Raw genomic sequence first — 26,933 nt, 5'->3', positions numbered from 1 at the left:
ATCGTCTGCATCGCACGCGTAAAGGTCGCAGGGGAAGAGCAGCCGCTCTTCCCCTGTTTTTTTATATGACCCTGTTGCGGTGTGGCTCATCGACATCGCAGCAGCGCATTCGGAGCTCAACGGATGGACCACCTTCCCAACCTGGTTGCCGAGGCGCGCGGCGCCATCGATGCTGCCCAGGACATCCCCGCGCTCGACGAAGTGCGGGTGCGATACCTCGGCAAGAAGGGTGAAATCACGGCCTTGCTGAAGGGCCTCGGCAAGCTGCCGCCCGAGGAGCGTCCGGCCGCTGGCGAGCGCATTAACCAGGCCAAGCAGGAACTCGGCTCCGAGCTGGACCGCCGTCGCCAGTTACTCGAGAAGGCCGCTCTCGATGCTCGCCTGGCGGCCGAGCGCCTGGATGTGACGCTGCCTGGAAGAGGGCAGCCGGGCGGTGGCCTGCACCCGGTGACGCGCACTCTCGAGCGTATCGAGAGTCTCTTCACGCGCATCGGTTTCGATGTGGCGGTCGGCCCGGAGATCGAGGACGACTATCACAACTTCGAGGCCCTCAATATCCCCGCCCACCACCCGGCACGGGGCATGGCGGATACCTTCTATTTCGACGCCACGCGGCTGCTTCGCACCCATACCTCACCGGTGCAGGTGCGGACCATGAAGAACGAAGAGCCGCCGATTCGCATCGTCTGCCCGGGGCGAGTCTATCGCAGCGACTCTGATCTGACCCACACGCCGATGTTCCATCAGGTCGAGGGGCTCTTGGTCGATGAGGATGTCAGTTTCGCCGACCTGAAGGGCACCATCGAAGACTTCCTGCACGCCTTCTTCGAGCGTGATGACCTGTCGGTGCGCTTCCGGCCGTCCTACTTCCCCTTCACCGAGCCGTCCGCCGAAGTCGATATCCAGTGCGTGATGTGTGGTGGTGATGGCTGTCGCGTCTGCTCGCATAGTGGCTGGCTCGAGGTGATGGGCTGCGGCATGGTGCACCCCGAGGTATTCCATCATGCGGGCATCGATACCGAACGCTACAAGGGCTTTGCCTTTGGCATGGGGGCCGAGCGGCTGGCCATGCTGCGTTACGGCGTCAACGACCTGCGCCTGTTCTTCGAGAACGACCTGCGCTTCCTGCGCCAGTTCGCTTGAATCCCTGACTGCAGAACACAGGATATGTCATGAAATTTTCCGAACAGTGGCTGCGTGAATGGGTGTCGCCTCAGCTGGCGACCCAGGCACTGGCCGACCAGATCACCATGGCGGGCCTGGAAGTCGATGCCGTTGAGCCGGTCGCTGCCGCCTTTAAAGGCGTCGTGGTGGCCGAGGTCGTCGACAAGGCGCAGCACCCCGATGCCGACAAGCTGAATGTCTGTCAGGTGGTCGACGGCAGTGGCGAGACGGTACAGGTGGTTTGCGGGGCGCCCAATGTGGCGGTGGGTCAGAAGGTGGCCTTCGCCCAGGTAGGCGCCGTGCTGCCCGGCGACTTCAAGATCAAGAAAGCCAAGCTGCGTGGGGTCGAGTCCCGCGGCATGATCTGCTCGGCATCTGAGCTGGGGCTCGAGGAAGAGACCTCGCCGGGTATCATGGAGCTCCCGCTCGATGCCCCGGCCGGTGAAGACTTCCGTGCCTGGATGGGTCTTGACGACAGCACCATTGAAGTCGACCTGACGCCCAACCGCGGTGACTGCCTGAGCCTCAAGGGCATGGCCCGTGAGGTCGGCGTGCTCAACCGCCTGGCCGTCGAAGGCCCGGCGATGGCACCGGTGACGCCGACCCATGATGAGACCTTCCCGGTGCAGGTGCGTGATGGCGAACGCTGCCCGCGCTACATCGGTCGTCTGATCAAGGGGGTCGACGTCACCGCCGACACACCGCTGTGGATGGTCGAGCGTCTGCGTCGCAGCGGCGTGCGCTCCATCGATCCGGTCGTCGATATCACCAACTATGTGATGCTCGAACTCGGCCAACCGCTGCATGCCTTCGATCGCGCCAACCTGCATGAGCGGGTCGAGGTGCGCCTGGCGCGTGCCGGTGAGCAGTTGACACTGCTCGACGGCCAGGAGATTGCGCTGCGTGACGATACCCTGGTGATCGCCGATGGTCGTGGTGCCCTGGCGATTGCCGGTGTCATGGGCGGCGAGCATTCCGGCGTGAATGCCGATACGCGGGATATCTTCCTGGAATCGGCCTTCTTCACCCAGCTGGCCGTGGCCGGTCAGGCCCGTAGCTATGGCCTGCACACCGATGCTTCGCATCGCTTCGAGCGTGGCGTGGACCCGAAGCTGACGCATGACGCCGTCGAGCGGGCCACCGCTTTGCTGCTCGAGATCACCGGCGGCGAGCCCGGCCCGCTCATCGAGGCGGCCAGTGCCGAGCATCTCCCCACGCCGCGCCAGATTGTCCTGCGCCGTGCCCGTCTCGAACAGGCCCTGGGGCTGTCGCTGCCGGCCGAAGACGTTACCGATATTCTCGAACGTCTGGGCATGCCAGTCGAGGCAGATGATGTCAGTTGGCGTGTAGCGGTACCTAGCTGGCGGTTCGATGTCGCCATCGAGGAAGACCTGATCGAGGAAGTGGCGCGTATTCACGGCTATAACCGCTTGCCGGTGCGTCGTCCTCAGGCTCGCCTGGGTCTGCGTCCCGACGGTGAGGCCCAGCAGCCGCTGTCGCGCCTGCGTCGCCAGATGGTCGCCCGTGGCTATCAGGAGGCCATCAACTATAGCTTTGTGGCACCTGAGCTGCAGAAAGCGCTGCTGCCGCAGGCCGTGGCGCCGACCTTGGCCAACCCGATCTCCAGTGACATGTCGGTCATGCGTGCCAGCCTGTTCCCGGGGCTGATCAAGGCTCTCGAGCACAACCTCAACCGCCAGCAGAGCCGGGTGCGTCTGTTTGAAACCGGCCTGATATTCCGCGGTGAGCTCGACGAGCTCTCCCAGATTCCGATGATGGGCGCCCTGGTATGTGGTAACCGTGATCCGGAAGGCTGGGCGGCGCGCGGCGACAAGGTCGACTTCTTTGATCTCAAGGGCGACCTGGAAAGCCTGTTGGCCATGGGCGGTGAGCCCGACGCCTGGCGCTTCGAGCCCGGCGAGCATTCGGCACTGCATCCCGGTCAGGCAGCAAGGGTGCTGTATCGTGGCGAAGAAGCCGGCTGGATTGGTACCCTGCATCCGGCCGTGCGTGCCGAGCTGGGGCTCAAGGTCGAGGCGGTACTCTTTGAGGTGCGCCTGGATGTGCTGAGTCAGGGCCAACTGCCGGCTTTCACGCCGCTGTCGCGCTACCCAGAGGTCCGCCGCGATCTGGCCATGCTGGTCGATGAGTCGCTGCCGGTGCAGTCGCTGCTCGACTGTCTGCGCGAGCAGGCCGGTGAATGGCTGACCGAAATCAACCTCTTTGACGTTTATCAGGGCAAAGGGGTAGAGGATGGTCACAAGAGTGTGGCGCTGGGCTTGACCTGGCAGCATCCATCGCGCACGCTGAATGACGAGGAAATCAATCAGTTAGTCGATGCAATCGTCACCGAATCCGGACAGCGCTTCGGCGCTCGGCTGAGAAGCTGATCCACTGGCTGCCAAGCCTTGAGCCGGAAGACGGCGATGCTGCCATCCTGCACGAGGGAATGACCATGGGTGCGTTGACCAAGGCGGAACTGGCCGAACACTTGCACACCGAGCTGGGTTTGTCCAAGCGTGAGGCCAAGTCAATGGTGGAGGCCTTCTTCGAGGAAATCCGCGGTTGTCTGCGCGAGAACGAGCAGGTGAAGCTGTCCGGTTTCGGCAACTTCGATCTGCGTGACAAGCGCGAGCGGCCAGGCCGCAATCCCAAGACGGGAGAAGAGATTCCGATTTCTGCCCGGCGAGTGGTGACCTTTCGTCCCGGCCAAAAGCTCAAGGCCCAGGTGGAGAGCTTCGAAGGTCCGTTGACGTATTAAGTCTGACGTATCGAGTGCTAGGCAGTCAGTTGGCAGGCCAAAGGCGCCATCCATGGGGTGGCGCCTTTTTGCATGTTGGCCTGGATAACATTGCCAGACATGTCCACGTCAGTCTGTCAGACAGCTCCGTTTTCCATGACGTAGGTGATGATGACCTTGATCACGTAGCCCAGCATCCCCGCGCCGAGCACGATGAACAGCATGATAGTGCCGAATTTGCCGGCCTTCGATTTGCGAGCCAGGTCCCAGATGATGAAACACATGAACAGGATCAGGCCGCCAATCATGATCGGAGTGATCCATGCCTCGAAGGTCTCTTGCATCTCGTCTCTCGCTCGCCCAAAAGCGCGAGTATAACCGCCCCGAATCCCTGTCGACAGCGCTGCGCGGCGACAGGGATTCGGCTCCCGCAAGGACTATGGTAATATCCGAGTAAATTTCTCAAGCAAAGCAGATCCATGTCCATGCTGAAGATTTTCGTTGGCACCATGTATGGCGGCGCCCTCGACGTCGCCGAGCAAGTCAAGCCGCTGTTTGAGCAGGCAGGTTACGAAGTCGCGATCTATGATCAGCCGACCCTCGAGGATCTGACCGGTTCACCGACTGATCTGGCGCTGTTCTGCGTATCGACCACGGGTTCTGGCGATTATCCGGGCAATTTCGTGACCTTCGCTCGCTCGCTTCAGGAGCGTGGGGCCGATCTGTCGGCGCTGCGCTATGGTCTGATCGCGCTGGGCGACAGCTCTTATGTGGATAGCTTCTGTGGGGCAGGACGATCGCTGGATTCGCTACTCGCTGAATATGGCGCCCAACGCCTCGGTGAGCGTCTTGAAGTCGACGCCATGGAAACCTTCATGGCCGATGATGCTGCCATTCCCTGGGCCGAAGAATGGATCGAGTCTCAGCAGCTGGCGGTATCCTGAATGAACGCCTCCACGACTCCAGAGCGCTTCAGCGTGATGACCGGCCTGATACTGGTGATGCTCGCCAGTCTGCCGCGCTATGCGCTCGAAGGGCATGAAACCCGCCTGACGCTTGTACTGATGGCCACCGGTGTCGTGGCGGTTGCGGCTGGGTTTCATTGGCGCATGCTCGCGAGCAGTGCACGCCTGCAGCTGCCGGGGCTTATCAAGCGGTTGCTGGTTTGCTTGCTGGGCGGCGGGCTGATCATCGCTGTCTGGCAGGGCATCAGCCTTGGGGGCGTCGATGCGATCTTGCTGCTGTCGCATGGGGCGGCACTGGGGCTGCTGATCCATGTGGTTTCCCTGCTATGGCGGCGTCCCGCGACGGACTGATACCGATTGGCCGACGACATCTGGGCTAATCAAATGCAAGGGGGCTCGGTATTCGAGCCCCTTCTTCGTGGGTGAGATCTTTGTGCTTGCTGTGAGCTTTATGTCGTGGAAGCGCTCAGGCTCATCCGAGGGTGTAGCAGGGCTCGTAATGGCTGCCGGGCAGCTTCATGCGTCCTTGCTCGACGAAGGATGTCAGCAATTCATCCAGGCGTGACATCAGGTCCGGTTCGGCGTGCAGGCGGAAGGGACCATGGGCTTCGATCGCACGGATGCCAGGCTCCTTGACGTTACCGGCGACGATGCCCGAGAAGGCGCGGCGCAGGTTGGCCGCGAGCTCATGAGTCGGCTGGTTACGATGCAGTGCCAGTCCGGCCATGCTGGCGTGGTCGGCGGCGAAGGGTTCCTGGAAATTGCGATCGATGTTCAGGCGCCAGTTGTAGTAGAAGGCATCCTGATGGGTGCGCCGGAATTCGGCCACCTCATCGATGCCCAGCCGCATGGCCTTGGCGACGCTGGTGGGGTCGTCGATGATGATGCGGTAGCGTTCACGGGCAGAATCGCCGAGGGTATAGGCCAGAAACTCGTCGATGCGCTTGAAGTAGTCAGCGCTGCTGGCCGGTCCCGTGAAGATGACCGGGAAGGGGATGTCCTTGTTGTCCGGATGCAGCAGTATCCCCAGCAGGTAGAGAATTTCCTCGGCCGTGCCGACCCCTCCGGGGAACACCACGATGCCGTGGCCGACCCGTACGAAGGCCTCGAGGCGCTTCTCGATGTCCGGCATGATGACCAGCTCATTGACGATCGGATTGGGCGATTCGGCGGCGATGATGCCCGGCTCGGAGATCCCCAAATAGCGACCGTGTGAGCGGCGTTGTTTGACGTGAGCCACGTTGGCGCCCTTCATCGGACCCTTCATGGCGCCCGGTCCGCATCCGGTGCAGATGTCCAGCTCGCGCAGGCCCAGGTGATATCCGACCCGCTTGGTGTAGTCGTACTCCTCACGAGAAATCGAGTGCCCCCCCCAGCAGACCACCAGGCTCGGGTCCAGAGAGGGCTGGAGAGCGCCGGCCTTGCGCAGGATATGGAAAACCGCATTGGTGGTGCCTTCACCGGTGCTCAGGTCGAAGCGCGGATGCGTCTGTATTTCGTTGTAGACGTAGACGACGTCACGCACCACCGACGACAGCAGTTCGCGGATGCCGCGGATCATCTTGCCGTCGACGAAGGCTTCGATGGGGGCATTGCTGATCTTGAGGCGCAGGCCGCGATCTTCCTGAAGCACTTCGATGTCGAAGTCGCGATAGGCTTCCATGACCGCGAGTCCATCGTCGGTCATGTTATCGCTGTTGAGAATGGCCAGCGCGCAGCGGCGTAGCAAATCGTGTAGGCCTGATGTCGAGGTGTCGCGCAGGCGATTCACCTCGTGCTGTGACAGCACCTCGAGGCTGCCTTCAGGAGACAGCGTCGTGGAAATGGTCTGGGGCATGGGCGGTTTCCTTGTTATGCCGCGTCGGCCTGGGCACAGGCCTGTGCCAGCAGGCGGCGAATCTCATCCTGGTCATTGGCGCTCATGGCATCCTGACCAAAGGTGCTTTCAAGCCACTCTTGGAAGATGGCATCGAAGTCCTCTGCCAGCACCTCCTCAGGATCATATTCCACCATTTCCATGACCAGGGGAATCTGCGGAATCAGGTAGCCCAGCGGAAAGAGCTGTTCGTCGCTTGCCTGGCGCTCCATGGCCAGCAGGGCGTGATGAATGGCGTCGGCGCGCCGGGCGAGAGGATCGGACATGAGGCTGAATTCTCCGTTGGCTTTGCCATGCGATGCTAACACGTCACCAGGCCCCCCGCAGCGCTGCGCGCTGCATGCTTATCTGGTAACATCGCGGGATATAACCTCTTTCTGATTCGTAATCGAGTGCGTCGCTGCTTCATGTTCAATGCCCAGTATTTCCGCACCTTCATTACGCTTGTCGAGACCGGCAGTTTCACGCAGACCGCTCACCGGCTGGACATGACGCAGCCCGGCGTCAGCCAGCATATTCGCAAGCTGGAGCAGTACCTGCAGAAGTCATTGCTGATTCGCCAAGGGCGTCGCTTTACGCTTACCGAGAGCGGACGACGGGCCTATGATTACGCGATCAAGCTGTTCGCCGAACATGAGCATTTTCGCCACTCCCTGGACAATGAGTCGCTGGATAGCGGCGACTGCCGCATCGCTTCCCGCGCCAGTGTGGGCATGATGCTATATCCCTTCATTCTCGGTTATCAGCAGATGCATCCGGGGCTGACGGTGAGTTACAACTTTGGTTTCAACAGTGCGATCACCGAGGACGTGAGGGCGGGGCGCTACGATGTGGGAATCGTGACGGAAGTCAGTCGGCATGCCGAGCTGCATTACGCGCCCTGGCATCAGGAGCCGCTGTGCCTGGTGGTGCCAGCAGACTTCGCCGGCACCACCCTGACCGATCTGGCGGCACTGGGGTTCATGAACTACGCCGATGGTGTCCACCATGCCACCCAGCTACTGCGTGCCAACTTCCCCGGTGAATTCCGTTCGATGAGTCGTTTCCCGCGTCAGGGCTACACCAATGACGTGTCGATGGTCATGGATGCGGTGGCGCGAGGCCTGGGATTCAGCATCGTATCGCGTCCGGTGCTCGAGACCTCACCCTGGCAGCGTCAGGTCAAGGAGCTGCCCATGCCGCAGCCGGTTTATGAGTCCTTTCACCTGTTGACCCCGGCGGGCGTCGAGACACCGCGTCGCTATACGCGCCTGCTCGACGAGTTTCTCGAGCAGCGGCGTCATACCCTCTATGGCTTCCCGGAAGAGCCCCATTTCGATAGCCATAGCTGATAGCGCGCTGGCCGGCTCCGCATTTCTCAGTATCTCAGTGCGCTCATGACGCTCCTCGTCATGCTTACTGCCATAACTTCGTCATTCGTCCCGCCATAAAGATTCGTTCCGCCATAAAAAGGGCCCGGCAATTACCATTGCCGGGCCCTTTTGCATCAAGTGCTATTGGTTAGCGCTGCCTTCCATCAGGCGTCCAAGGGGCAACTGATGGAGTGCTTCACTCAATCGCGATACTCGTCGATGCTCGGGCAGGTGCAGATCAGTTGACGGTCGCCGGCCACGTTGTCGACGCGATTGACCGATGGCCATACCTTCGCCGCCTTGACGGACGGGGAGGGGAAGGCGCCGGTTTCGCGGCTGTAGGGACGCTCCCATTCGGCATCCATCAGGTCGGCCATGGTGTGAGGCGCGTGGACCAGCGGATTGTCTGCTGCCGGCCATTCGCCACTTTCGACGCGCGCGACTTCCTTGCGGATGCTGATCATGGCGTCGCAGAAGCGATCGATCTCGTAGCGGGATTCCGACTCGGTCGGTTCCACCATCAGCGTGCCGGGCACCGGGAAGGACATGGTCGGCGCGTGGAAGCCGTAGTCCATCAAGCGCTTGGCGATGTCTTCCTCGCTGATGCCGGACGCCGCCTTGAGCGGACGCAGGTCGAGGATGCACTCGTGGGCCACGGTGTCATGACGCCCCTTGTAGAGGATCGGGTAGTGCTCGCCCAGGCGCGAAGCGATGTAGTTGGCGTTGAGAATGGCAAGCTCGGTAGCCTCGCGCAGCCCGCGGGCGCCCATCATCTTGATGTAGGCCCAGGAGATCGGCAGTATCGCCGCGCTACCGAAAGCTGCCGCCGAGACGGCGCCACAGTCCTTCTCCACGCCGGGAATGGGTGTGACCACATGGTTCGACACATAGGGGGCGAGGTGCGACTTGACGCCGATCGGCCCCATGCCCGGTCCGCCGCCGCCGTGGGGGATGCAGAAGGTCTTGTGCAGGTTGAGGTGGCTGACATCGCCGCCGAAATCGCCGGGACGGGTGATGCCGACCTGAGCGTTCATGTTGGCGCCGTCGATGTAGACCTGGCCGCCGTGGTCGTGAACGATCTTGCAGGCCTCCTGCACCGCTTCCTCGAACACGCCATGGGTCGAGGGGTAGGTGATCATGATCGCCGACAGGACATCGCTGTGCTTTTCGGCCTTTTCGCGAAGGTCTGCCAGGTCGATGTTGCCGTCCGCGTCACATTCCACGACCACGACCTTCATCTGCGCCATGGCGGCGGAGGCCGGATTGGTGCCATGGGCGGAGCTCGGGATCAGGCAGATGTTGCGGGAGCCTTCGCCCTGTGCCTGCTGATAGCGACGAATCGCCACCAGGCCGGCGTATTCGCCCTGGGCGCCGGAATTGGGCTGCATCGAGATGTGGTCGTAGCCGGTGACTTCCACCAGGAAGGCCGCCAGCTCGTCGATCATCTGGTGATAGCCCACCACCTGATCATGGGGCGCGAAGGGGTGGATATTGGCGAATTCCGGCCAGGTGATGGGAATCATCTCGCTGGTCGCATTCAGCTTCATGGTGCAGGAACCGAGTGGGATCATCGCATGGGTCAGCGACAGGTCCTTGTTCTCCAGTCGCTTGAGATAGCGCAGCATCTCGGTTTCGCTGCGGTAGCGGCTGAAGGTCGGGTGGGTCAGGAAGTCGCTGTCGCGCTGACAGGCGGCGGGGATGCCGGTCTTGCCCTGGTCCAGCACTTCGTCGTCGAGCGCCGGCACCGAGAGGTCGTGTTCTTCGCCGAGCAGAACGTCGAAGAGCACGCCAAGATCGGCGGCTGTGGTGGTCTCGTCGAGGCTGACGCCGATGTCGCCGTTGTCGAAGAAGCGCAGGTTGATCTCGTGGGTCAGCGCCCGTCCGTGGACCTTGCCGGCATCGACGCCGGTCAGACGCAGGGTGTCGAACCAGCTGTCATGGGCCAGCTGAACGCCCTTGCGGGTAAGGCCTTCGGCGAGAATGGTGGTCAGACGGTGGATGCGTCCGGCGATGGTGCGCAGGCCCTCGGCGCCATGATAAACGGCATAGAAGCCGGCGATATTGGCCAACAGTGCCTGGGCGGTACAGATGTTGGAGGTCGCCTTCTCGCGGCGGATGTGCTGTTCACGCGTCTGCATGGCCATGCGCAGGGCCTGATGACCACGGCTGTCCTTGGAGACACCGATGATGCGGCCGGGGATCGAGCGCTTGAGCTTGTCGGTGGTCGCGAAGAAGGCCGCGTGCGGGCCACCGAAGCCCATCGGCACGCCGAAGCGCTGGCTCGAGCCGATGACGATGTCGGCGCCGAGGCTGCCGGGTTCCTTGAGCAGCACCAGGCTCATGATGTCGGCGGCCACGCAGGTCATCACGCCGCGCTCGCTGGCGCTTTTCAGCAGCGGTGCCAGGTCGCGGACTTCCCCGCTCTGACCCGGGTACTGGAGCAGGGCGCCGAAGACGTCGTGAGAGGCGAGCTCCTCGGCCGGACCGGTGATCAGCTCGAAGCCGAAGTAATGGGCGCGGGTGCGCACCACGTCCAGCGTCTGCGGCAGCACGTCGTCGGCGACGAAGAAGGCTTGGGTCTTGGCTTTCTTGTTGGCGCGCTTGCATAGCGCCATGGCCTCGGCGGCGGCGGTAGCTTCGTCCAGCAGTGAAGCATTGGCCAGCTCCATGCCGGTCAGGTCCATCACCACCTGCTGGAAGTTGAGCAGTCCTTCCAGGCGGCCCTGGGCGATTTCCGGCTGATAGGGCGTGTAGGCGGTGTACCAGCCTGGATTTTCCAGCACGTTGCGCTGAATGACTGCCGGCAAATGGGTGTTGTGGTAGCCCTGGCCGATGTAGGTCTTGAAGACCCGGTTCTGACGCGCCAGGCGTTTCAGATAATCGAGTGCCTCGGCTTCGCTGCGCGGCGGGTCCAGGTCGAGCTCACGGCCCAGGCGAATGGCGCTCGGCACGGTCTGCTCGATCAGGGTCGCGATGCTGTCGGTGCCCAGTTGATCGAGCATGCCGGCAACGTCGGCCTGGCTGGGGCCATTGTGTCGTTGGATGAAAGCATCGTGGCTGGCAAGGTCGGCCAGGCGGCGAGTATCGAGTGGCATGAAACACCTGTGCGTTTGATCGAACGATATGGCCAAGCGGGCCGTGAAGCGAGCGGGCCGGTGTAAAAGAGGGCGCGAGCGAGGGGATGCCCGCGCCAGGGTGCGGGTCAGTCCTGGTCGGCTTCGGCGACCTTGGTGTAGGCCTCGGCATCCAGCAGCTTGCTGAGCTCGCTTTCGTCGGCAAGTTTGAGCTTGGCGATCCAGCCGCCCTCATAGGGCGCTTCGTTGACGGTCTCCGGTGCATCTTCCAGCGACTCGTTGACTTCCACCACTTCACCCGCCAGCGGCGCGTAGAGATCGGAGGCGGCCTTGACCGATTCGATGACCCCGAACTCCTCACCGGTCCCGAGTTCCTGACCGACTTCCGGGAGGTCAACGAAAACCACGTCACCCAGTGATTCCTGAGCGTGGTCGGTGATGCCGATAGTGACGGTGCCGTCGCCGTTATCCAGAATCCATTCGTGGCTTTCGGTGTAGCGAAGGTTGGCAGGGATATTGCTCATCGCGTTTTCCTATAAGAAAAAGGTTTACCTAGGAGAGAATCGTAACGCCCTCGGCCGCATTTGGCGAGTCCCGCTGACGTCGATTCTTGCCGGCAGCTGCTGCTGCTTCGGTCTCATCTTAGGCGGATTCACGATGGGGTTCACCCCTATCGGCGGCAGTGTCCGGCCGACTGGCGCTGCCAGAGGCATAATGAGAGCCTGCACGCTACGCTTATTCAGGGGTTGAATCAGAGTGCCAACTGCGCAGGGCTCGTTCGGGTTCTTCATTCGACCTGTTGCAAGGGGGTTCGGCCGTCGACTTGCCCAACGGCAATCGTCGCTATAAGGTTAATTTGTTTCTGATAGGAAAAAATTTCCCGATGCCATTTGAGGGCCGTCGCCACCCTGGCATATCTCTCAGCCGAGTATTGGAATGGCTGTTTCCATGCTTGCTAAGACCAATGGTTAAGGCTTTTTGCTGCTATTGGTGCGTATTGCAAAATTTTCGCATGGGAGGCTGGAGCAATGATGGTGGGTTCCGCTATGGTGTCGTTGGTTCGTACATTGGCTGGTAAACCATCGCTCGAATGGCCCTTCATGAGGCCTGAGGCAATGCACCCTGGTGCATAACAACAATTAACGACGGGAGAACAACCGTGGAAGCAATCACAAGCTTTTTTTCAGCTGTAGAAGGTGTGGTGTGGGGGCCGCTGATGCTGGTCCTGTTGCTTGGGGTCGGCCTTTATCTGCAAGCGGGCCTCAAGCTGGTACCGATTCGTCGATTGGGAACCGGGTTTTCGCTGCTCTGGAAGGGGCGTGAAACCGGCAAGGGCGATGAAGGCGAGGGCGAAGTCTCGCCGTTTAACGCCTTGATGACCTCGCTGTCTGCCACTATCGGTACCGGCAACATCGCGGGCGTAGCCACTGCCATCTTCCTGGGCGGGCCGGGCGCTGTTTTCTGGATGTGGATCACTGCCTTGGTCGGCATGGCCACCAAGTTTTCCGAGGCCGTGCTGGCCGTGCGTTATCGCGAAGTGGATGAAGCGGGCGATCACGTCGGTGGTCCCATGTACTACATCCGCAATGGCCTTGGTAAGAAATGGGCTTGGCTGGGCGGTGCCTTCGCTTTCTTTGGCGCCGTGGCGGCTTTCGGGATCGGCAACACCGTGCAGTCCAACTCGGTGGCAGCGGGGCTCAACGAGTCACTGGGTCTGCCCGCCTGGATCACGGGGGTCGTCATCATGGTGCTGGCGGGCGCCGTGATTCTCGGTGGTATTCGGCGCATCGCCAAGGTGGCCGGCAAGCTGGTGCCGATCATGGCGATTGCCTATGTCGTGGCGGGTATCCTGGTACTGATCATCAATGCTGATGCCATCGGCAATGCGCTGGGCATGATCTTCGGTTATGCCTTCTCGCCGGTATCGGCGGCAGGTGGCTTCGCCGGGGCGGCAGTGGCCAAGGCCATTCAGTTTGGTGTCGCCCGTGGCGTCTTCTCCAACGAAGCCGGCCTGGGTAGTGCGCCGATCGCACACGCGGCGGCACAGACCAAGAACCCGGTCCGTCAAGGGCTCATCGCCATGCTGGGTACCTTCCTGGACACCATCGTGGTGTGCTCGATCACTGCGTTGGCCATCCTGACGTCTACCCAATGGACCAGCGGTGAGACCGGGGCAGCCTTGACGTCTCTGGCCTTCGATGAATCCCTGCCGGGCATCGGTCAGTACATCGTGTCCTTCGCGTTGGCGGTCTTCGCCTTTACCACCATCCTGGGCTGGGCCTTCTACGGCGAAAAGTGCATCGAGTTCCTGTTTGGTGTGCGCGCCATCAAGCCCTACCGTGTGGTGTATATCCTGGCGATTCTGGCCGGTGCCGTGGCACCGCTGGACTTCGTGTGGCTGATGGCCAGCGTCTTCAACGCCATGATGGCCTTCCCCAACCTGATTGCCCTGGCCCTGCTGTCGCCGGTGGTCTTCAAGTTGACCAAGGATTACTTCGACGGCAAGCCGGTACTGCCTGGCGAAGAACTCAATAAATGAGGCAATGTCGCGGCCGCCTGGGTGGCCGCGGCACCTGCTTTCAGCAATGTACGGATGAACCTAGCCGATGAACGAACTACACAAGACACCGCTTCATGACCTGCACGTGGAACTCGGTGGCAAGATGGTGCCCTTCGCGGGCTATTCGATGCCGGTGCAGTTTCCGCTAGGGGTCAAGAAGGAGCATGAGCATACCCGCGCCGCCTGTGGTCTCTTTGATGTTTCTCACATGGGGCAAGTGCTGGTAACGGGCAGCGAACCGGCCAAGGCATTGGAAACCCTGGTGCCGGCGGACCTCCTCGGCCTTCCCGAAGGCATGCAGCGCTATACGCTTTTCACCAACGGCGAAGGCGGTATTCTCGATGATCTGATGGTGGTGAATGCGGGCGACCATCTGTACTTGGTCGTCAATGCTGCCTGCAAGGAGCAGGATATCGCACACCTGCGCACCGGCCTGGGTGACGATCATCAGATCGAGGTGCTGGACCGTGGGCTGCTGGCCTTGCAGGGACCCAAGGCCGCCGGCGTGATGCAGCGCCTGTGTCCTGATGCCTGCGAGATGGTCTTCATGCAGCATGGCCGTTTCGAGATCGAGGGTATTCCGGTGTGGATCAGCCGTGCCGGCTACACCGGCGAGGATGGCTTCGAGATTTCGGTGCCTGCCGAGCAGAGCGAAGCGCTTGCCCGCCTGCTGCTGGCTGAAGACGAGGTCGAAGCCATTGGCCTGGGCGCGCGCGACTCGCTGCGTCTTGAGGCTGGTCTGTGCCTCTATGGCCACGATATCGACGCCACCACCACGCCGGTGGAAGGGGGACTGATCTGGGCCGTGAGCAAGCCGCGTCGCCGCGGCGGTGAACGGGCCGGTGGCTTCCCCGGCGCCGATTTGGTGTTGCATCAGGTTGAGGCCAAGGACCATCAGCGCAAGCGAGTCGGCCTGCTGGGCGAGGGGCGAGCCCCGGTCCGTGAAGGTGCCGAGCTTTACGATGCCGAGGATCGCAAGATTGGCGTGGTGACCTCTGGCGGCTTCGGGCCCAGCGTCGGCAAGCCCGTCGCCATGGGCTACGTCAGCATCGACCAGGCGGCCATCGACACCCAGGTATTTGCCGATGTGCGTGGCAAGCGTCTGCCGATGACCGTGACCAAGATGCCGTTCGTGACCCCGGGGTACTACCGCGGCTGATCGATCCGGCCTAGACGGATGCTTATAATCAACTCTTAAATATACCGTTATCTTTGCGAACGTCATGAGCCGCTTCCCTTGGGAGGCGGCTTTTTTCGTTGTGTAGACATGATCAATATCAAGGCGACGCCAGAAATATCGGCCGTTCCGATTTAGGTTCAGCAAGGTGCGAGCGGGATAGGCTATCGTGGGCCAGGTGCGACTGAACTAATCTATTCATAGGTGAACGTGGATCGAACACCCTGGCCGAGGAACCCGCCATGAAGCGACTACAGACGGCACTCATCGTTCTAGTATGTGTCGCTGCTGTCGCCGGAGGTGGGTATTACTGGTGGCAACAGCAGCAGGCCGAGCTGGCGGAAGGCTTTGCTCTGGCCAATGGACGCCTTGAGGCGACACGTATCGATGTGGCGCTGAAATTCAGTGGCCGGATCGCGGAGGTCGCGGTCACGGAAGGTCAGCGAGTAGCAGCAGGAGAGGTGGTCGCGCGCATTGACGCCACTGAGCTTGAGGCGCAGATTCGCGCTGCGCAGGCCGGTATTCGGCAGGCGGAGCAGGAGTTGGCCCAGGCCAAGGCCCTGGTGATCCAGCGCACGAGCGAATTGGCGCTCGCCGGTTCAGAGTTGAGCCGCACCCAGACGCTCGCAGGGCGAGGCTATGCTTCACAGGAATTGCTGGACCAGCGGCGCTCGCTGAAAACCACGGCCGAGGCGGCTCTCAACACCGCGCGTGCCCAGGTGGCCGCCGCGGAGGCGTCGATCGAGGCGGCCCAGGCGCATGTCGCGGCGCTCAATGCCAACCTCGCTGATTATACCCTGGTCGCGCCGCACGCCGGTCGCGTGCAGTATCGTCTGGCCGAGCCCGGCGAGATCCTGGCAGCGGGCGGCAAGGTCGTCTCATTACTCAACCTGACCGATGTCTACATGAATGTCTATCTGCCCACCGACCAGGCGGGGCGCCTGCGCTATGGCAGTGAAGCGCGGCTGATTCTCGATGCCGCTCCGCAGTATGTAATCCCGGCGGCTGTCGATTTCGTGGACTCGGAAGCGCAGTTCACGCCCAAATACGTTGAAACCAAGAGCGAGCGCGAAAAGCTGATGTTTCGCGTCAAGCTGCAGATTCCAGCCGATATCCTAAGCCGTTATCAGGACGTCGTGAAAACCGGTGTACCGGGCGTGGCCTATGTCCGTGTGGCACCGGAAGTCCAGTGGCCCGAAGCCCTCGCAGTGAAGCTGCCCTGATGACGGACCTCAACGATGCGGTCGCAAGCCTTGACGGTGTCTGTCATCGCTACCAGTCGATCATCGCTCTGGATAACGTTTCGTTAACGATTCCCTCTGCCCGGATGGTGGGGGTGGTCGGGCCGGACGGGGTAGGTAAGTCTACCCTGCTGGGCCTGATGGCGGGAGTGCGCCGTCTACAGGTTGGCAAGGTTACGGCCCTTGGCGGGAGGATGGATGATGCGCAGCATCGCGCCGCAACCTATGCTCGCATCGCCTACATGCCCCAGGGCCTGGGGCGCAATCTCTATCACACGCTATCGGTGCGCGAGAACGTCGATTTCTTCGCTCGTCTCTATGGCCAGTCGAGTACCGAACGCGCTGCGCGCATCACTATGCTGCTGAGGAGTACCGGGCTCGAGGCCTTTGCCGACCGGCCGGCAGGCAAGCTCTCCGGTGGTATGAAGCAGAAACTCGCCCTGTGCTGTGCGCTAATACATGATCCGGACCTGCTGATCCTCGACGAGCCCACCACCGGCGTCGATCCATTGTCGCGCCAGCAGTTCTGGCAGTTGATCGAGCGCATCCGTGAACGCCGCCCCACGATGAGCGTGATCACCGCCACCGCCTATATGTCGGAGGCTGAGCGTTTCGATCAGCTAATCGCCATGAATGCCGGCCGCGTTCTGGCGGAAGGGACACCCGAGGCCTTGAAGTTACACACCGCGACCGACACTTTGGAGGCGGCCTTCATCGCGCTATTGCCGGAAAAGGATCGGCAGGGCCATCGGTCCATTTCGCTGCCGCCGCGCGGGGCTCAGGCAGGACCGCCGGCCATCGAGGCGCAAGGGCTGACCATGCGGTTCGGCGACTTCACGGCTGTCGATCATGTCAGTTTTTGCATCGAGTCCGGGGAAATCTTCGGGTTTCTCGGCTCGAACGGCTGTGGCAAGACCACCACCATGAAGATGCTCACCGGGCTTTTGACCGCGAGCGAAGGCAGTGCCCGGTTGATGGGCAAGCCCCTGGGGACCGATGCCATGGCCACGCGACGACGCGTAGGCTATATGTCGCAATCTTTTTCGCTTTATTCCGAACTCTCGGTACGGCGTAATCTGGTACTGCATGCCGACCTGTTTCATCTGCCCAAGGCGCGTCGTGGGCCTCGGGTCGCGGAGCTGATCGAGCGCTTCGATCTCGGCGCAGTAGCGGAATCGACTCCCGACAGCCTGCCGTTGGGTGTGCGCCAGCGTCTCCAACTCGCGGTGGCGGTACTGCATGCTCCCGAGCTGCTGATCCTCGATGAGCCGACCTCCGGCGTCGATCCGGTCGCGCGGGATGCCTTCTGGGCGCTGCTGATCGAGCTGTCACGCAAGGACGGGGTGACGATCTTCATCTCGACCCACTTCATGAACGAAGCCGAGCGCTGCGATCGTATCTCGTTGATGCATGCGGGGAAGGTCCTGGCCCAGGGCGAGCCCGATGCGTTGCGTCGTCAGCGGGATGCGCAAACCCTCGAAGGCGCCTTCATCAGCTATCTACAGGAGGCCGGCGCGGAAGGTGCAGCAGGGCCGGTGTCGTTAGATGTTGGAACAGGAGGTAGCCGAGCTGAGTGTCCCATGGGCTGGCTTTCTGTCTCGCGAATCTGGGCGTTCGCCAGGCGCGAGGCGATGGAGGTCCTGCGCGACCCGATCCGCCTGGTCTTCGCGCTGTTCGGCCCGATCGTGCTGATGGTGGCGATGGGCTACGGCATCACCTTCGATGTCGAGAATCTGTCCTACGCGGCACTCGATCAGGACCAGTCGCAGGAAAGCCGGATGTTTCTCGAGGCCATGACGAGTTCACGCTATTTCGACGAGCAGCCAGCGCTTGCCGATTTCGACGAGCTGGACCGGCGCATGAAGGCCGGGGATATCTCCCTTGCCGTGGTGATTCCGCCCGACTATGGCCGTGATCTGCTCTCGGGCCGAGTCCCCCAGATCGGTGCCTGGCTCGACGGCTCGAACACCACTCGCGCGGAGACCGGGCGCGGCTATGTGCAAGGCGTGCTGGCCACGCACCTTGCCGATCTCGCGGGGCGCGAGGGCGGGGAGGTCGTGGATAGCTACCCGGCGAGCGTCGAGCCCCGGCTGCGCTACAATCAGGCCTTCCTTTCCCAGCACGCGATCCCACCCGGTGTGCTGATGATGCTGCTGATCATGATTCCCGCCATGCTTACCGCCCTCAGCGTGGTCCGCGAGAAGGAGATGGGCTCGATCCTCAACCTCTATGCGGCTCCGGTGCATAAGATCGAGTTTCTGCTCGGCAAGCAGCTGCCGTATATCGGCGTCGCCATGGTCAGCTTCGTAAGCCTCGTGGTGCTGATGATGTCGCTGTTCGGGCTCGGCATGCCGGGCAGTCTGGCGGCGCTGGTCAGCGGTGCGGTTCTGTTTACCACTGCGGCCACTGCCTTCGGCCTGGTCGTCTCGACCTTCGTGCGTTCACAGATCGCGGCGATTTTCGCCACGGCGATCATCGTCATGATACCGACGATCAATTTCTCCGGGATGATGTATCCAGTCTCGACGCTCGAGGGCGGCGCGTCGCTCATTGGCAAGGCCTTCCCGGCGCTGTATTTCCAGCAGATCAGTGCCGGCGTCTTCAACAAGGGGCTCGACCTCAGGGTGTTGTATCCCAACCACCTGCTCCTTGGTGGCTTTTGCGTGCTGTTCTGGGTCGTGGCCAGCGCCTTGCTGCGCAAGCAGGAGCTCTGACATGCGCTGGATCAGCAACATCTATCGGCTGGGGGTAAAGGAAATCTACAGCCTCCTGCGCGATCCCGTGCTGATGGGGCTGATCCTCTATACCTTCACCTTTGCCATCTATACCGTCGCCAACGGGGTGAAGACCGAGCTCAATAATGCCTCAATCGCCATCGTGGACGAGGACCGCTCGGTCCTCTCCTCACAGCTCATCGCCGCCTTTTTGCCACCGTATTTCAAAGCACCGGAAGTCATAGAACTGTCCGAGCTCGATCCGGGCATGGACAAGGGGCGCTACACCTTCGTACTGGATATTCCGCCACGATTCGAGGCCGACGTGCTGGCGGGGCGATATCCCGCTATCCAGCTCAATGTCGATGCGACGGCGATGGCGATCGCCGGCAATGGCACCCACTACATCGCTAGCATCCTCAACGCAGAGCTTCTCGCGTACGTCAGTCGCTCGAGCGGAGACGCGGCGCTGCCGGTCGATCTACGAGTGCGCGCGAAATTCAATCCCAATCTCGATTCGACCTGGTTCATGGCGGTGATGCAGATCATCAATAACCTGACCATCCTGGCGATCGTGCTGGGCGGGGCAGCGGTGATTCGCGAACGTGAGCATGGCACCCTCGAGCACCTGCTGGTAATGCCGGTGACCGTCAGTGAGATCCTGCTCGCCAAGATCTGGGCCAACGGCCTGGTGATCGTGATGGCGGCGATTCTCTCGCTGCAGGTCGTGGTGCAGGGCCTGCTTGGCATTCCCATTAGCGGGTCGGTGACCCTCTTTGCGCTGGGGGCGGCCGTCTACCTGTTCGCCGTGACCTCCATGGGCATCACGCTCTCCAGCGTGGCGACGACCATGCCGCAGTTCGGTTTGCTGTCGATTCCGGTGTTCGTGGTGATGAACCTGCTGTCAGGGGGCATCACCCCGCTGGAGAGCATGCCGCCAGCGCTGCAGAAGGCGGTACAGGTGCTGCCTTCAACGCATTTCATCCAGTTCGCCCAGGCCGTGCTGTATCGCGGCGCAGGGATTGGCATCGTGTGGCCGCACCTGCTGGCGACGGCGGCGATCGGTATGGCCTTCCTGGCGTTTGCGCTGGTGCGCTTTAGGGCGACCCTGGCGGCGGTGCACTAGCCCGCACTGGCTTGCCGCTAGCGCGGATAGACGCGACGGAACGTCAGGCTGATACGCACGCCGGGCAGCTTGCGTGGCAGCAGGGCATGTTGCAGCTGGCGCTGGGTGCCCGGCCCCATCACCAGCAGGCTGTCATGCGGCAGCCAGACATTGAAGGCCGCCGCGCGGCGGTCCTGCCAGCGAAAGCGCAGCGGTCTTTCGGCACCGAGGCTCACCGCGGCGATCAGCGGGTCTTTACCCAGCTCCGGCTCGTCATCGCTATGCCAGCCCATGCGGTCCTCACCATCGGCGTAGCGATTGAGCAGCACGCTGTTGAAGCTGAGCGCCTGGCCGTTGGCTTCCAGGGCCCGTTCAACGGCATGCCTGATCTCCTCCACTGCTGGATGCCAAGGCGTGGGGGTAAACGCCTCGCCGGAATAGCGATAGGCGGCGTCCGGGTCGCCCATCCAGATCTGGCGGCGGGGAATGGGGTGTTGGCGGCCATAAAGGGTGAGGGAGGGCCGCTGCCAGTCCAGTTGCTGACCCAGCTGTGACACTAGCTCATTGGCACGCCGGAGGCCTAACAGACCAAGTCCCAGCGATAGCGGCGGCGAGTCGAGAAGGGCCTGCCAGTGAGGCGGCCCGAGGGTTTCGTCATTCATGGACCTAGCTTGCCAGCCCCGGCAGCGTCTGTCGCGGGGTCAGGACGCCAGCGGCAAGAGTTCAAGGCTTGCCAGGGCAAACATTACGCCGATCAGTCCGCCGCCGATCACATCGCTGATGTAGTGCAGCCCCAGTCCGACCCGGGACACCGCGATCACGGCGGCAAGCGGGGCCACGATCACCAGCAGCCAGGGCGTGGAGGTAGCCGTCAGCACTGTGAACATCACCGCATGCATGGTGTGGCCGCTGGGGAAGCTGTAGCGATCCCTGGGTGGTTCGGTACAGGGAATGCACTCGAAGGTGATGGAAGGCCGTTCGCGACACAGGCGCGTCTTCAGAAGGCGATACACCAGCAGAGCGGCGATGGCGGTCAGGCTGAACTGCAGCAGGCGTTGCCAGCCCAGGCTGGGGTCGAGCAAGGGTTGCGCCAATATCAGCACGACCCAGGCTGGCCAGTCGCCGATTTTGCTGGCGATTCGCAGTGTCGCCAGTGGCAGCAGTCGGGTATTGCTGGCCAGGGCGAAGCGATGGCATAGCCGCCACTCGAGCAAGTCGAGGCGTTCAAAGACGGTAGGCGTGCGAGGCGTCATCTGGAGTCTCCTGTAAAGAAAGCAGGATGCGCAGGAAGTCGTCGGCGATCCGGTCCCAGCCGTTCGATGCCACGCGCTGTCTGGCCTGGCGTCCCAGCTGGCCGTAACTGGCCGGGTGCTGGCACAGCGAGACCGCATGGTCGATGAAGCCCTGTTTATCCCCCACCGGTGCCGTCAGGCCTTGCTGGCCGGACGTGATCAGCTCGCTGGCGGCGGCATGGTCGAAGGCCACCACCCCAAGGCTGCTGGCCATGGCTTCCGCGACGACGTTGCCATAGGTTTCCGAGCAGGAGGGAAAGATGAAGATGTCGGCGCTGGCGTAATGCCTGGCAAGCGCTTCACGATTGATGAAGCCGGTGAAAATGGCGTCGGGCAGACGCTGTTGCAGGCTTTCTCGCAGGGGGCCATCACCGACCATGACCGTGACCAGGTCTGGCTGAACCTCCTGCATTGCCTGCACGCTCTCCACCAGCAGGTCCAGGTTTTTCTCGCTGGCCAACCGCCCCACGTGCAGGGCGACCGGTTGATTCTCACCGACGCCCCAGGTCTGGCGTAGCTGCGGATCGCGCTTTTCTGGCGAGAAGTGTTGAGCATCGATGCCGCGGCTCATGACCTGGACGTTATCGAAGCCCTGGGCGCTGAGCGCCCGCACCTGTGTGGCGGTCGGCACCAGAGTTGCGCCGGTACGGTTGTGGAAGTGACGCAGTACTGCCGCTACCGGCCTTTTCAGCCAGGCGAAGCCATAGTCGCCAGCGTAGTGATCGAAGTTGGTATGAAAGCCGCTGGCGACTGGTAGGCCCAGACGCCGGGCCTGGCGCAGCGCCGACCAGCCCAAGGGGCCCTCGGTGGCGATATAGACCGCATCGGGGCGGCGGTTTCGCCATAGCCGCGCCAGAGCCCGCCCAGCGGGAAGCCCTAGCTTGACGGCTTTATACCCGGGAAGGTGAAACCCGCTTACCTGTAGCTCGTCCTCGATCCCTTCTGCACGGCGACCATCGTCAGGCCTTGGGCGCACCAGCTGCAGGGTGATGTTGCGCGCCTCGAGTTCGCGGCTCAGGTGCCCCAGGGTATGGGCCACGCCGTTGATATCCGGCGACCAGGTTTCGCTGACGAAGCAGATGCGCATAAGGCTCGTGTGTCCCGTTCATGAGTCGTGAATTCAGGATCACGGTGGCGCATGACAGCACAGGGACGAATTGGTGAAGTCTGAATGACACTCGGTGCCAAATGTCGGTATGAGCGACGCTGGTCGTGTTTGCAGAAGATGGGATTTGTCCTCGTGGGCCAGGCCTAGCGGAGTATCCGGCGGGGATCGATGGGCTTGCCGCCACGACGCATGTCGAAGAGCAATTCATTGCCGCGATCTCCAGAGCCCGTTCGGCACACAGCATCGCCGCGGCTCACGCGCTCGCCAACGTCGACCGACAGTGACTGGCAGAGCGCATAGACGCTCTGCAGGTTATCGGCGTGGTGCACGATCACCACGCGGCCCAGCTGGCGCATGCTGCCGGCAAAGCGGACTTCGCCGTCGGCCACGGCCAGCGCTTTGTCTGAGCTGGCGCTGGTCAGCAGCATGGGCTGCAGGGTGCCGCGTGAGTCCTTGCCATATTCCCGTGCGACCCGGTGTTTCTCGAGCGGCCAGGGCCAACTGCCGGCCGAGGAGGGCAGAGGGCTACTGGGGGCGGGACGACTCGTTGAGGACGATGAGGACGAGCCCGCAGATCGGGAGGCGACGCTCGATGATGTGCCGCTGCCACTGAGCGGCACCTTGATCAGTTGGCCGACCCGCAGCGATGAGGCGGACGTGCCGGGGTTGCCGGCGCTCAAGCGGCTGGCGCGGGTGCCAAAATGCCGGGCAATGGCCGTGTAGGTATCGCCGGGGCGCACCTGATAACGGTAAGGGCCGCCGTAGGGAGCGCGTTCCTGATGGGTGGGAATCAACAGGCGCTGGCCGATGGCCAGGGAGCGGGCCCGGACGCCTGGGTTGAAACGCTGCAGACGCTCAAGGGGTACACCGGCCTGATTGGCCAATGCGCCCAGGGTATCGCCGCGCTTCACGCTGATCCAGTTGCCGGGGGTGACCGACTGGTTCCAGCCGCCATGACTCGCACAGCCGGCCATCAGCAGGGCGACCAGAAGCAGAACGGCAAGGTTCAGATGCTGGCGTCGAGGGTACGATCCTTGTCCTGCCACAGCTCGTTGATCCATGTCTGGAAGCGTTCCTTGTAATCCGGGTCCTGATGGTAGTCGCCGCCCGGCATCCAGGCCGGGACATCGAGTCGTTGTACGCTGACTCGAATGGCGCCCTCGCGTCCGCAGAGAAAGCGCCAGAACGTCGGCTGAGGGCGTGCATAGACGATCGTGACGTCGAGGATGCCGCTGAGCCGGTGCCCCAGCAAACCGACCACCTGTGCGGTGCCGCCGGCCTTGGGCCGCAGCAGGTGGTGGTAGGGGCTTTGCTGGGCCGCCTGCTTGGCCGGTGTGAATCGGGTGCCCTCGACGAAGTTGTAGATCGCGGTTGGCATGTCCTGAGCACGTTCGCACATCTGTTTGGTGGCTTCGCGATCACGACGGGCCAGTTTGGGGTTCTTCTCCATGGCTTCCCGGGAGTAGCGGCGCATAAAGGGAAACTCCAGCGCCCACCAGGCGAGGCCGATGACCGGAATCCAGATCAGCTCGCGTTTGATGAAGAAGCGAGGAATCGGGATGCGCCGATGCAGCGCCATCTGCAGCATGAAGATGTCGGTCCAGCTCTGGTGATTGGCCACCACCAGCCACCAGCGGTCGGGGCTGAGCCCCTCCGGGGTGTCGATATGCAGGTCGGGCCTGAGCCAGCGACGCATCCACCACAGGTTGAAGCCGATCCACTGCACGGCGATGGCGTTGAGTAGTTTGAGCAGCTTGCGGCGCAATGGGCGCCCGGGCGCCACGACTTTGAGCAGGATCAGGGTGAGCAGCGGTATTGACCAGATCAAGGTGTTGATCACCAGCAGCAACAGACTGACGAGCCCCTTTAGGGTCGACATGCGTTCTCCTTCAACGACTTGGCGCAGGGGGCCAATGCTACTGCAAGTCCCGGGGGCTGCCCAGCGGCACGATCAACGCCGGAAGAGTAAAGCTGCTGATGGCAGACGCAGCGTCTTGAAGATATCTCATCAACATGGTGCTAGGCGCCTGACAGCGGCGTCGCGACGGTGGTCTGGAGTACCTCGGCAAGCGCTTGGGCGGCGACCGATAGCTTGCGATCCTGATGCGACAGTAGCCCGACGTCATGGACGATTACCGGATCATGGAGCGGCAGGCAGCGTGCGCCCAGGGCCTGCATCTGAGGCGCGCACAGCGAGGGGACGGCACTGACACCGAGCCCGCTGGCGACCATGCGCCCGACCGTCGCCAGCTGGTGACTCTCGAAGGCCACCGTCAAAGCAATGCCCCGGGAGACCAGCGCCTGCTCCAGCAGGCGACGCACCATGGACGGCCGCTGCAGAGCGATCAGGTCCTCGCCAAGCAGGGCCTGCCAGGAAAGCGATGCTTCGCTGGCAAGCGCAGAGGTGGCAGGCACCACGGCGACGAAACGGTCGCTGAATAGCGGCGTGAAGGCCAGGTCATCCGTTGCTTCAGGCGCGAAGGCGATGCCCAGTTCGACCCGTTCGCGACGTACCATTTCAATGACCTCTTCGTTAATGACGTCGTGAACGGTTACATTGATACGTGGGAAACGCTGGCGGAAAGCCATCAGCGCATCGGGTAGCAGGTTGCAGGCAAAGGACGGCATCGCGGCGATGGCGACACGCCCCAGTTCCAGTGTGAAATGCTGGCGCAGGCGCTCCTCGGTATTGTCCCAGTCAGCAATCAGGCGCTTGGCCAGCGGGACCAGGGCTTCGCCTTCGGGCGTCAGGCTGACGCGACGGGTGCTGCGAATCAGCAGCGGTCCACCCAGGCTATCCTCCAATCCCTTGATGGTCAGGCTCAGGGCTGGCTGGGAGAGATGCAGGCGATCGCAGGCCCGGGTAAAGCTCAGGGTCTGGGCCACGGCAAGAAAGGCGCGAAGTTGCTTGACGGTCATGGGGGCATCCGCGGAAGGGTATGTTGGACTTATTGGCGAATGATATTAATCAATAAATAAAACAAACTTAACAAATAGATCGTGTTGCCACGACACTGGCAATGACTCGACAACAATCACACTTCAACCATCGAGGCAGCGATATGGCCGGATTCGACAAGCGAGTGGGTTCCTATGAGGAAGCGATGGACGGGCTCGAGAGCGGCATGACCGTGATCGCGGGCGGCTTCGGGCTCTGCGGGATTCCCGAGAACCTGATCGGTGAGATCAAGCGCCGTGGCGTCAAGGACCTGACCATCTACTCCAACAACTGCGGTGTCGATGGCTTCGGCCTCGGGTTGTTGCTGGAGGACCGTCAGATCAGCCGCATCTACGCGTCCTACGTAGGTGAGAATGCGCTCTTCGAACAGCAGATGCTGAACGAGGAAATCGAGGTCGTGCTGACACCGCAGGGCACGCTGGCCGAGAAGATGCGCGCCGGTGGCGCTGGTATTCCGGCGTTCTATACCGCTACTGGCTATGGCACTCCGATCGGCGAGGGCAAGGAAGTTCGCGAGTTCAACGGCCGCCACTACATTCTCGAGGAATCGGTGGTCGGCGACTTCGCCATCGTCAAAGGCTGGAAGGCCGACCGCTATGGCAACGTCATCTATCGCGACACGGCACAGAACTTCAATCCGCTGGCGGCGACAGCTGGCAAGATCACGGTGGTTGAAGTCGAGGAAATCGTCGAGCCGGGTGAGCTCAAGCCCGACCAGATCCATACGCCGGGCATCTATGTGGATCGCGTCATCAAGGGCAGCTTCGAGAAGCGCATCGAGAAGCGCACCGTGCGTGAAGGTTGAGCAATGCCTGTTCACGCCGCCGGTGGGTAACCGGCGTTTCTCCACCCCAGACTAGAAAGAAAAGAGGCAATATCATGGCATTGACTCGTGAACAGATGGCGCAGCGCGTAGCACGTGAACTCGAAGACGGTTTCTACGTCAACCTGGGGATCGGCATCCCGACCCTGGTGGCCAACTATGTGCCTGAGGGCATCGATGTAATGCTGCAGTCCGAGAACGGCCTGCTGGGCATGGGACGCTTTCCCACCGAGGAGGAAGTCGACCCGGACATGATCAACGCTGGCAAGCAGACCGTTACGGCCCGCGATGGCGCGGCCATTTTCTCCTCGGCGGAATCTTTCGCCATGATTCGCGGCGGCCATGTCGACCTGACGGTGCTGGGCGCCTTCGAAGTCGATCAGCATGGCAACATTGCGTCCTGGATGATCCCGGGCAAGCTGATCAAGGGCATGGGCGGCGCCATGGACCTGGTGGCCGGCGCCGAGAATATCATCTGCACCATGACCCACGCCTCCAAGCACGGCGAGTCCAAGCTGCTCGAACAGTGTAACCTGCCGCTGACCGGTGCGGGCTGCATCAACCGCGTGCTGACCGACCTGGCCTATCTCGAGATCAAGGACGGTGCCTTCCACTTAGTGGAGCGTGCCCCCGGCGTTAGCGTCGAGGAAATCGTCGAGAAGACGGCCGGCAAGCTGGTCGTGCCGGACCATGTGCCGGAAATGACGTTCGAGGCCTGAAGGTCTCCCTATCCGGCTAATGGCAAGGCGTCGGCATGAGCCCGGGCACCGTGTTTCGGTCCCG

The 26,933-nt window shown here is 62.1% G+C and carries 24 protein-coding genes; 13 read left to right on the top strand and 11 right to left on the bottom strand.

Translation table 11 applies throughout. The annotated features are described in order from the left end of the window. Positions 1-123 precede the first annotated feature (123 nt). The 3 genes from pheS (at position 124) to ihfA (ending at position 3,925) form a co-directional block, all read left to right on the top strand. Positions 124-1,143 (top strand): phenylalanine--tRNA ligase subunit alpha, encoded by a 1,020-nt coding sequence (gene pheS / locus HUS66_RS07785; RefSeq protein ID WP_175070343.1) that lies wholly within the window; start codon positions 124-126, stop codon positions 1,141-1,143. Between the two features lie 29 nt (positions 1,144-1,172). After that, a complete protein-coding gene (gene pheT / locus HUS66_RS07780) occupies positions 1,173-3,554 on the top strand; it encodes a phenylalanine--tRNA ligase subunit beta (RefSeq protein ID WP_175070342.1) in 2,382 nt (793 codons plus the stop codon). 65 nt (positions 3,555-3,619) lie between these two features. After that, entirely contained in the window at positions 3,620-3,925 is a 306-nt protein-coding gene (ihfA, locus tag HUS66_RS07775) for an integration host factor subunit alpha (RefSeq protein ID WP_175070341.1), read from the top strand. 116 nt (positions 3,926-4,041) lie between these two features. Here ihfA and HUS66_RS07770 read toward each other — a convergent pair whose 3' ends face one another. Next, positions 4,042-4,248, bottom strand: a complete 207-nt coding sequence (locus HUS66_RS07770) for a DUF2788 domain-containing protein (RefSeq protein WP_175070340.1) — start codon at positions 4,246-4,248, stop codon at positions 4,042-4,044. Between the two features lie 135 nt (positions 4,249-4,383). Here HUS66_RS07770 and HUS66_RS07765 point away from each other — a divergent pair, with 135 nt between their 5' ends. Together HUS66_RS07765 and HUS66_RS07760 are read left to right on the top strand one after the other, a co-directional pair. Further along, positions 4,384-4,848 (top strand): flavodoxin domain-containing protein, encoded by a 465-nt coding sequence (locus HUS66_RS07765; RefSeq protein WP_175070339.1) that lies wholly within the window; start codon positions 4,384-4,386, stop codon positions 4,846-4,848. Then, positions 4,849-5,220 (top strand): hypothetical protein, encoded by a 372-nt coding sequence (locus tag HUS66_RS07760; RefSeq protein WP_175070338.1) that lies wholly within the window; start codon positions 4,849-4,851, stop codon positions 5,218-5,220. Positions 5,221-5,341: 121 nt separating this feature from the next. Here the strand turns inward: HUS66_RS07760 and ppnN are convergent, their stop codons facing one another. Further along, complete coding sequence (gene ppnN / locus HUS66_RS07755; RefSeq protein WP_217487947.1) at positions 5,342-6,706, bottom strand: nucleotide 5'-monophosphate nucleosidase PpnN; 1,365 nt, start codon at positions 6,704-6,706, stop codon at positions 5,342-5,344. A gap of 14 nt (positions 6,707-6,720) precedes the next feature. Further along, positions 6,721-7,011: a hypothetical protein gene (locus HUS66_RS07750; RefSeq protein WP_175070337.1), complete on the bottom strand. Its 291-nt coding sequence runs from the start codon at positions 7,009-7,011 to the stop codon at positions 6,721-6,723. Between the two features lie 141 nt (positions 7,012-7,152). Here HUS66_RS07750 and HUS66_RS07745 point away from each other — a divergent pair, with 141 nt between their 5' ends. Next, complete coding sequence (locus HUS66_RS07745) at positions 7,153-8,076, top strand: LysR family transcriptional regulator (RefSeq protein ID WP_175070336.1); 924 nt, start codon at positions 7,153-7,155, stop codon at positions 8,074-8,076. 221 nt (positions 8,077-8,297) lie between these two features. On the opposite strand, the gene gcvP is transcribed toward HUS66_RS07745, so the two are convergent. After that, complete coding sequence (gene gcvP, locus HUS66_RS07740) at positions 8,298-11,192, bottom strand: aminomethyl-transferring glycine dehydrogenase (protein ID WP_175070335.1); 2,895 nt, start codon at positions 11,190-11,192, stop codon at positions 8,298-8,300. 107 nt (positions 11,193-11,299) lie between these two features. Continuing rightward, positions 11,300-11,695, bottom strand: coding sequence for a glycine cleavage system protein GcvH (gene gcvH, locus HUS66_RS07735; RefSeq protein WP_175070334.1), 396 nt, complete (start codon positions 11,693-11,695; stop codon positions 11,300-11,302). Positions 11,696-12,330: 635 nt separating this feature from the next. Here gcvH and HUS66_RS07730 point away from each other — a divergent pair. The 5 genes from HUS66_RS07730 to HUS66_RS07710 all read left to right on the top strand — a co-directional run bounded on the left by HUS66_RS07730 (position 12,331) and on the right by HUS66_RS07710 (position 19,989). After that, positions 12,331-13,710 carry an alanine/glycine:cation symporter family protein gene (locus HUS66_RS07730; protein WP_175070333.1) on the top strand — a complete coding sequence of 460 codons (1,380 nt, stop codon included), beginning with the start codon at positions 12,331-12,333 and terminating at the stop codon, positions 13,708-13,710. A 67-nt stretch (positions 13,711-13,777) separates the two neighbouring features. Then, positions 13,778-14,890 carry a glycine cleavage system aminomethyltransferase GcvT gene (gcvT, locus tag HUS66_RS07725; RefSeq protein ID WP_175070332.1) on the top strand — a complete coding sequence of 371 codons (1,113 nt, stop codon included), beginning with the start codon at positions 13,778-13,780 and terminating at the stop codon, positions 14,888-14,890. 260 nt (positions 14,891-15,150) lie between these two features. Continuing rightward, entirely contained in the window at positions 15,151-16,131 is a 981-nt protein-coding gene (locus HUS66_RS07720; RefSeq protein ID WP_175070331.1) for an HlyD family secretion protein, read from the top strand. Next, entirely contained in the window at positions 16,131-18,863 is a 2,733-nt protein-coding gene (gene rbbA / locus HUS66_RS07715; protein ID WP_175070330.1) for a ribosome-associated ATPase/putative transporter RbbA, read from the top strand. Before HUS66_RS07720 ends, rbbA begins: the two co-directional genes overlap by 1 nt. Before the next feature lies 1 nt (position 18,864). After that, positions 18,865-19,989: an ABC transporter permease gene (locus tag HUS66_RS07710; protein ID WP_175070329.1), complete on the top strand. Its 1,125-nt coding sequence runs from the start codon at positions 18,865-18,867 to the stop codon at positions 19,987-19,989. 17 nt (positions 19,990-20,006) lie between these two features. Here the strand turns inward: HUS66_RS07710 and HUS66_RS07705 are convergent, their stop codons facing one another. The 6 genes from HUS66_RS07705 to HUS66_RS07680 all read right to left on the bottom strand — a co-directional run bounded on the left by HUS66_RS07705 (position 20,007) and on the right by HUS66_RS07680 (position 25,287). Then, positions 20,007-20,630: an alpha-ketoglutarate-dependent dioxygenase AlkB family protein gene (locus tag HUS66_RS07705; protein WP_175070328.1), complete on the bottom strand. Its 624-nt coding sequence runs from the start codon at positions 20,628-20,630 to the stop codon at positions 20,007-20,009. Between the two features lie 39 nt (positions 20,631-20,669). Continuing rightward, on the bottom strand, positions 20,670-21,221 hold the full coding sequence (locus HUS66_RS07700) for a phosphatase PAP2 family protein (RefSeq protein WP_175070327.1): 552 nt from the start codon (positions 21,219-21,221) through the stop codon (positions 20,670-20,672). Next, a complete protein-coding gene (locus HUS66_RS07695; RefSeq protein WP_175070326.1) occupies positions 21,193-22,347 on the bottom strand; it encodes a glycosyltransferase family 4 protein in 1,155 nt (384 codons plus the stop codon). The genes HUS66_RS07700 and HUS66_RS07695 overlap by 29 nt, the downstream gene beginning before the upstream one ends. 164 nt (positions 22,348-22,511) lie before the next feature. Further along, positions 22,512-23,429, bottom strand: a complete 918-nt coding sequence (locus tag HUS66_RS07690; RefSeq protein WP_175070325.1) for a M23 family metallopeptidase — start codon at positions 23,427-23,429, stop codon at positions 22,512-22,514. Then, the gene (locus HUS66_RS07685; protein WP_175070324.1) at positions 23,375-24,247 is read right to left on the bottom strand and encodes an acyltransferase; all 873 of its coding nucleotides are present in this window, start codon (positions 24,245-24,247) and stop codon (positions 23,375-23,377) included. The genes HUS66_RS07690 and HUS66_RS07685 overlap by 55 nt, the downstream gene beginning before the upstream one ends. 140 nt (positions 24,248-24,387) lie before the next feature. Continuing rightward, positions 24,388-25,287 carry a LysR family transcriptional regulator gene (locus tag HUS66_RS07680; RefSeq protein WP_175070323.1) on the bottom strand — a complete coding sequence of 300 codons (900 nt, stop codon included), beginning with the start codon at positions 25,285-25,287 and terminating at the stop codon, positions 24,388-24,390. A gap of 143 nt (positions 25,288-25,430) precedes the next feature. Here HUS66_RS07680 and HUS66_RS07675 point away from each other — a divergent pair, with 143 nt between their 5' ends. Next, positions 25,431-26,132, top strand: a complete 702-nt coding sequence (locus tag HUS66_RS07675; RefSeq protein WP_175070371.1) for a CoA transferase subunit A — start codon at positions 25,431-25,433, stop codon at positions 26,130-26,132. A gap of 74 nt (positions 26,133-26,206) precedes the next feature. Beyond that, positions 26,207-26,869 carry a CoA transferase subunit B gene (locus HUS66_RS07670; RefSeq protein ID WP_175070322.1) on the top strand — a complete coding sequence of 221 codons (663 nt, stop codon included), beginning with the start codon at positions 26,207-26,209 and terminating at the stop codon, positions 26,867-26,869. The last annotated feature ends 64 nt before the right edge of the window (positions 26,870-26,933 follow it).

This window comes from Onishia taeanensis, from assembly GCF_013349955.1.
Taxonomy (GTDB): Bacteria; Pseudomonadota; Gammaproteobacteria; order Pseudomonadales; family Halomonadaceae; genus Onishia; species Onishia taeanensis_B.
This window is presented reverse-complemented; position numbering and strand designations above follow the sequence as displayed.

Excerpts from the sequence above, each read along its gene's own strand:
- pheS (WP_175070343.1), top strand. The coding sequence starts at position 124 with ATGGACCACCTTCCCAACCTGGTTGCCGAGGCGCGCGGCGCCATCGAT.
- pheT (WP_175070342.1), top strand. The coding sequence starts at position 1,173 with ATGAAATTTTCCGAACAGTGGCTGCGTGAATGGGTGTCGCCTCAGCTG.
- ihfA (WP_175070341.1), top strand. The coding sequence starts at position 3,620 with ATGGGTGCGTTGACCAAGGCGGAACTGGCCGAACACTTGCACACCGAG.
- HUS66_RS07770 (WP_175070340.1), bottom strand. The coding sequence starts at position 4,248 with ATGCAAGAGACCTTCGAGGCATGGATCACTCCGATCATGATTGGCGGC.
- HUS66_RS07765 (WP_175070339.1), top strand. The coding sequence starts at position 4,384 with ATGTCCATGCTGAAGATTTTCGTTGGCACCATGTATGGCGGCGCCCTC.
- HUS66_RS07760 (WP_175070338.1), top strand. The coding sequence starts at position 4,849 with ATGAACGCCTCCACGACTCCAGAGCGCTTCAGCGTGATGACCGGCCTG.
- ppnN (WP_217487947.1), bottom strand. The coding sequence starts at position 6,706 with ATGCCCCAGACCATTTCCACGACGCTGTCTCCTGAAGGCAGCCTCGAG.
- HUS66_RS07750 (WP_175070337.1), bottom strand. The coding sequence starts at position 7,011 with ATGTCCGATCCTCTCGCCCGGCGCGCCGACGCCATTCATCACGCCCTG.
- HUS66_RS07745 (WP_175070336.1), top strand. The coding sequence starts at position 7,153 with ATGTTCAATGCCCAGTATTTCCGCACCTTCATTACGCTTGTCGAGACC.
- gcvP (WP_175070335.1), bottom strand. The coding sequence starts at position 11,192 with ATGCCACTCGATACTCGCCGCCTGGCCGACCTTGCCAGCCACGATGCT.
- gcvH (WP_175070334.1), bottom strand. The coding sequence starts at position 11,695 with ATGAGCAATATCCCTGCCAACCTTCGCTACACCGAAAGCCACGAATGG.
- gcvT (WP_175070332.1), top strand. The coding sequence starts at position 13,778 with ATGAACGAACTACACAAGACACCGCTTCATGACCTGCACGTGGAACTC.
- HUS66_RS07720 (WP_175070331.1), top strand. The coding sequence starts at position 15,151 with ATGAAGCGACTACAGACGGCACTCATCGTTCTAGTATGTGTCGCTGCT.
- rbbA (WP_175070330.1), top strand. The coding sequence starts at position 16,131 with ATGACGGACCTCAACGATGCGGTCGCAAGCCTTGACGGTGTCTGTCAT.
- HUS66_RS07710 (WP_175070329.1), top strand. The coding sequence starts at position 18,865 with ATGCGCTGGATCAGCAACATCTATCGGCTGGGGGTAAAGGAAATCTAC.
- HUS66_RS07705 (WP_175070328.1), bottom strand. The coding sequence starts at position 20,630 with ATGAATGACGAAACCCTCGGGCCGCCTCACTGGCAGGCCCTTCTCGAC.
- HUS66_RS07700 (WP_175070327.1), bottom strand. The coding sequence starts at position 21,221 with ATGACGCCTCGCACGCCTACCGTCTTTGAACGCCTCGACTTGCTCGAG.
- HUS66_RS07695 (WP_175070326.1), bottom strand. The coding sequence starts at position 22,347 with ATGCGCATCTGCTTCGTCAGCGAAACCTGGTCGCCGGATATCAACGGC.
- HUS66_RS07690 (WP_175070325.1), bottom strand. The coding sequence starts at position 23,429 with ATGGATCAACGAGCTGTGGCAGGACAAGGATCGTACCCTCGACGCCAG.
- HUS66_RS07685 (WP_175070324.1), bottom strand. The coding sequence starts at position 24,247 with ATGTCGACCCTAAAGGGGCTCGTCAGTCTGTTGCTGCTGGTGATCAAC.
- HUS66_RS07680 (WP_175070323.1), bottom strand. The coding sequence starts at position 25,287 with ATGACCGTCAAGCAACTTCGCGCCTTTCTTGCCGTGGCCCAGACCCTG.
- HUS66_RS07675 (WP_175070371.1), top strand. The coding sequence starts at position 25,431 with ATGGCCGGATTCGACAAGCGAGTGGGTTCCTATGAGGAAGCGATGGAC.
- HUS66_RS07670 (WP_175070322.1), top strand. The coding sequence starts at position 26,207 with ATGGCATTGACTCGTGAACAGATGGCGCAGCGCGTAGCACGTGAACTC.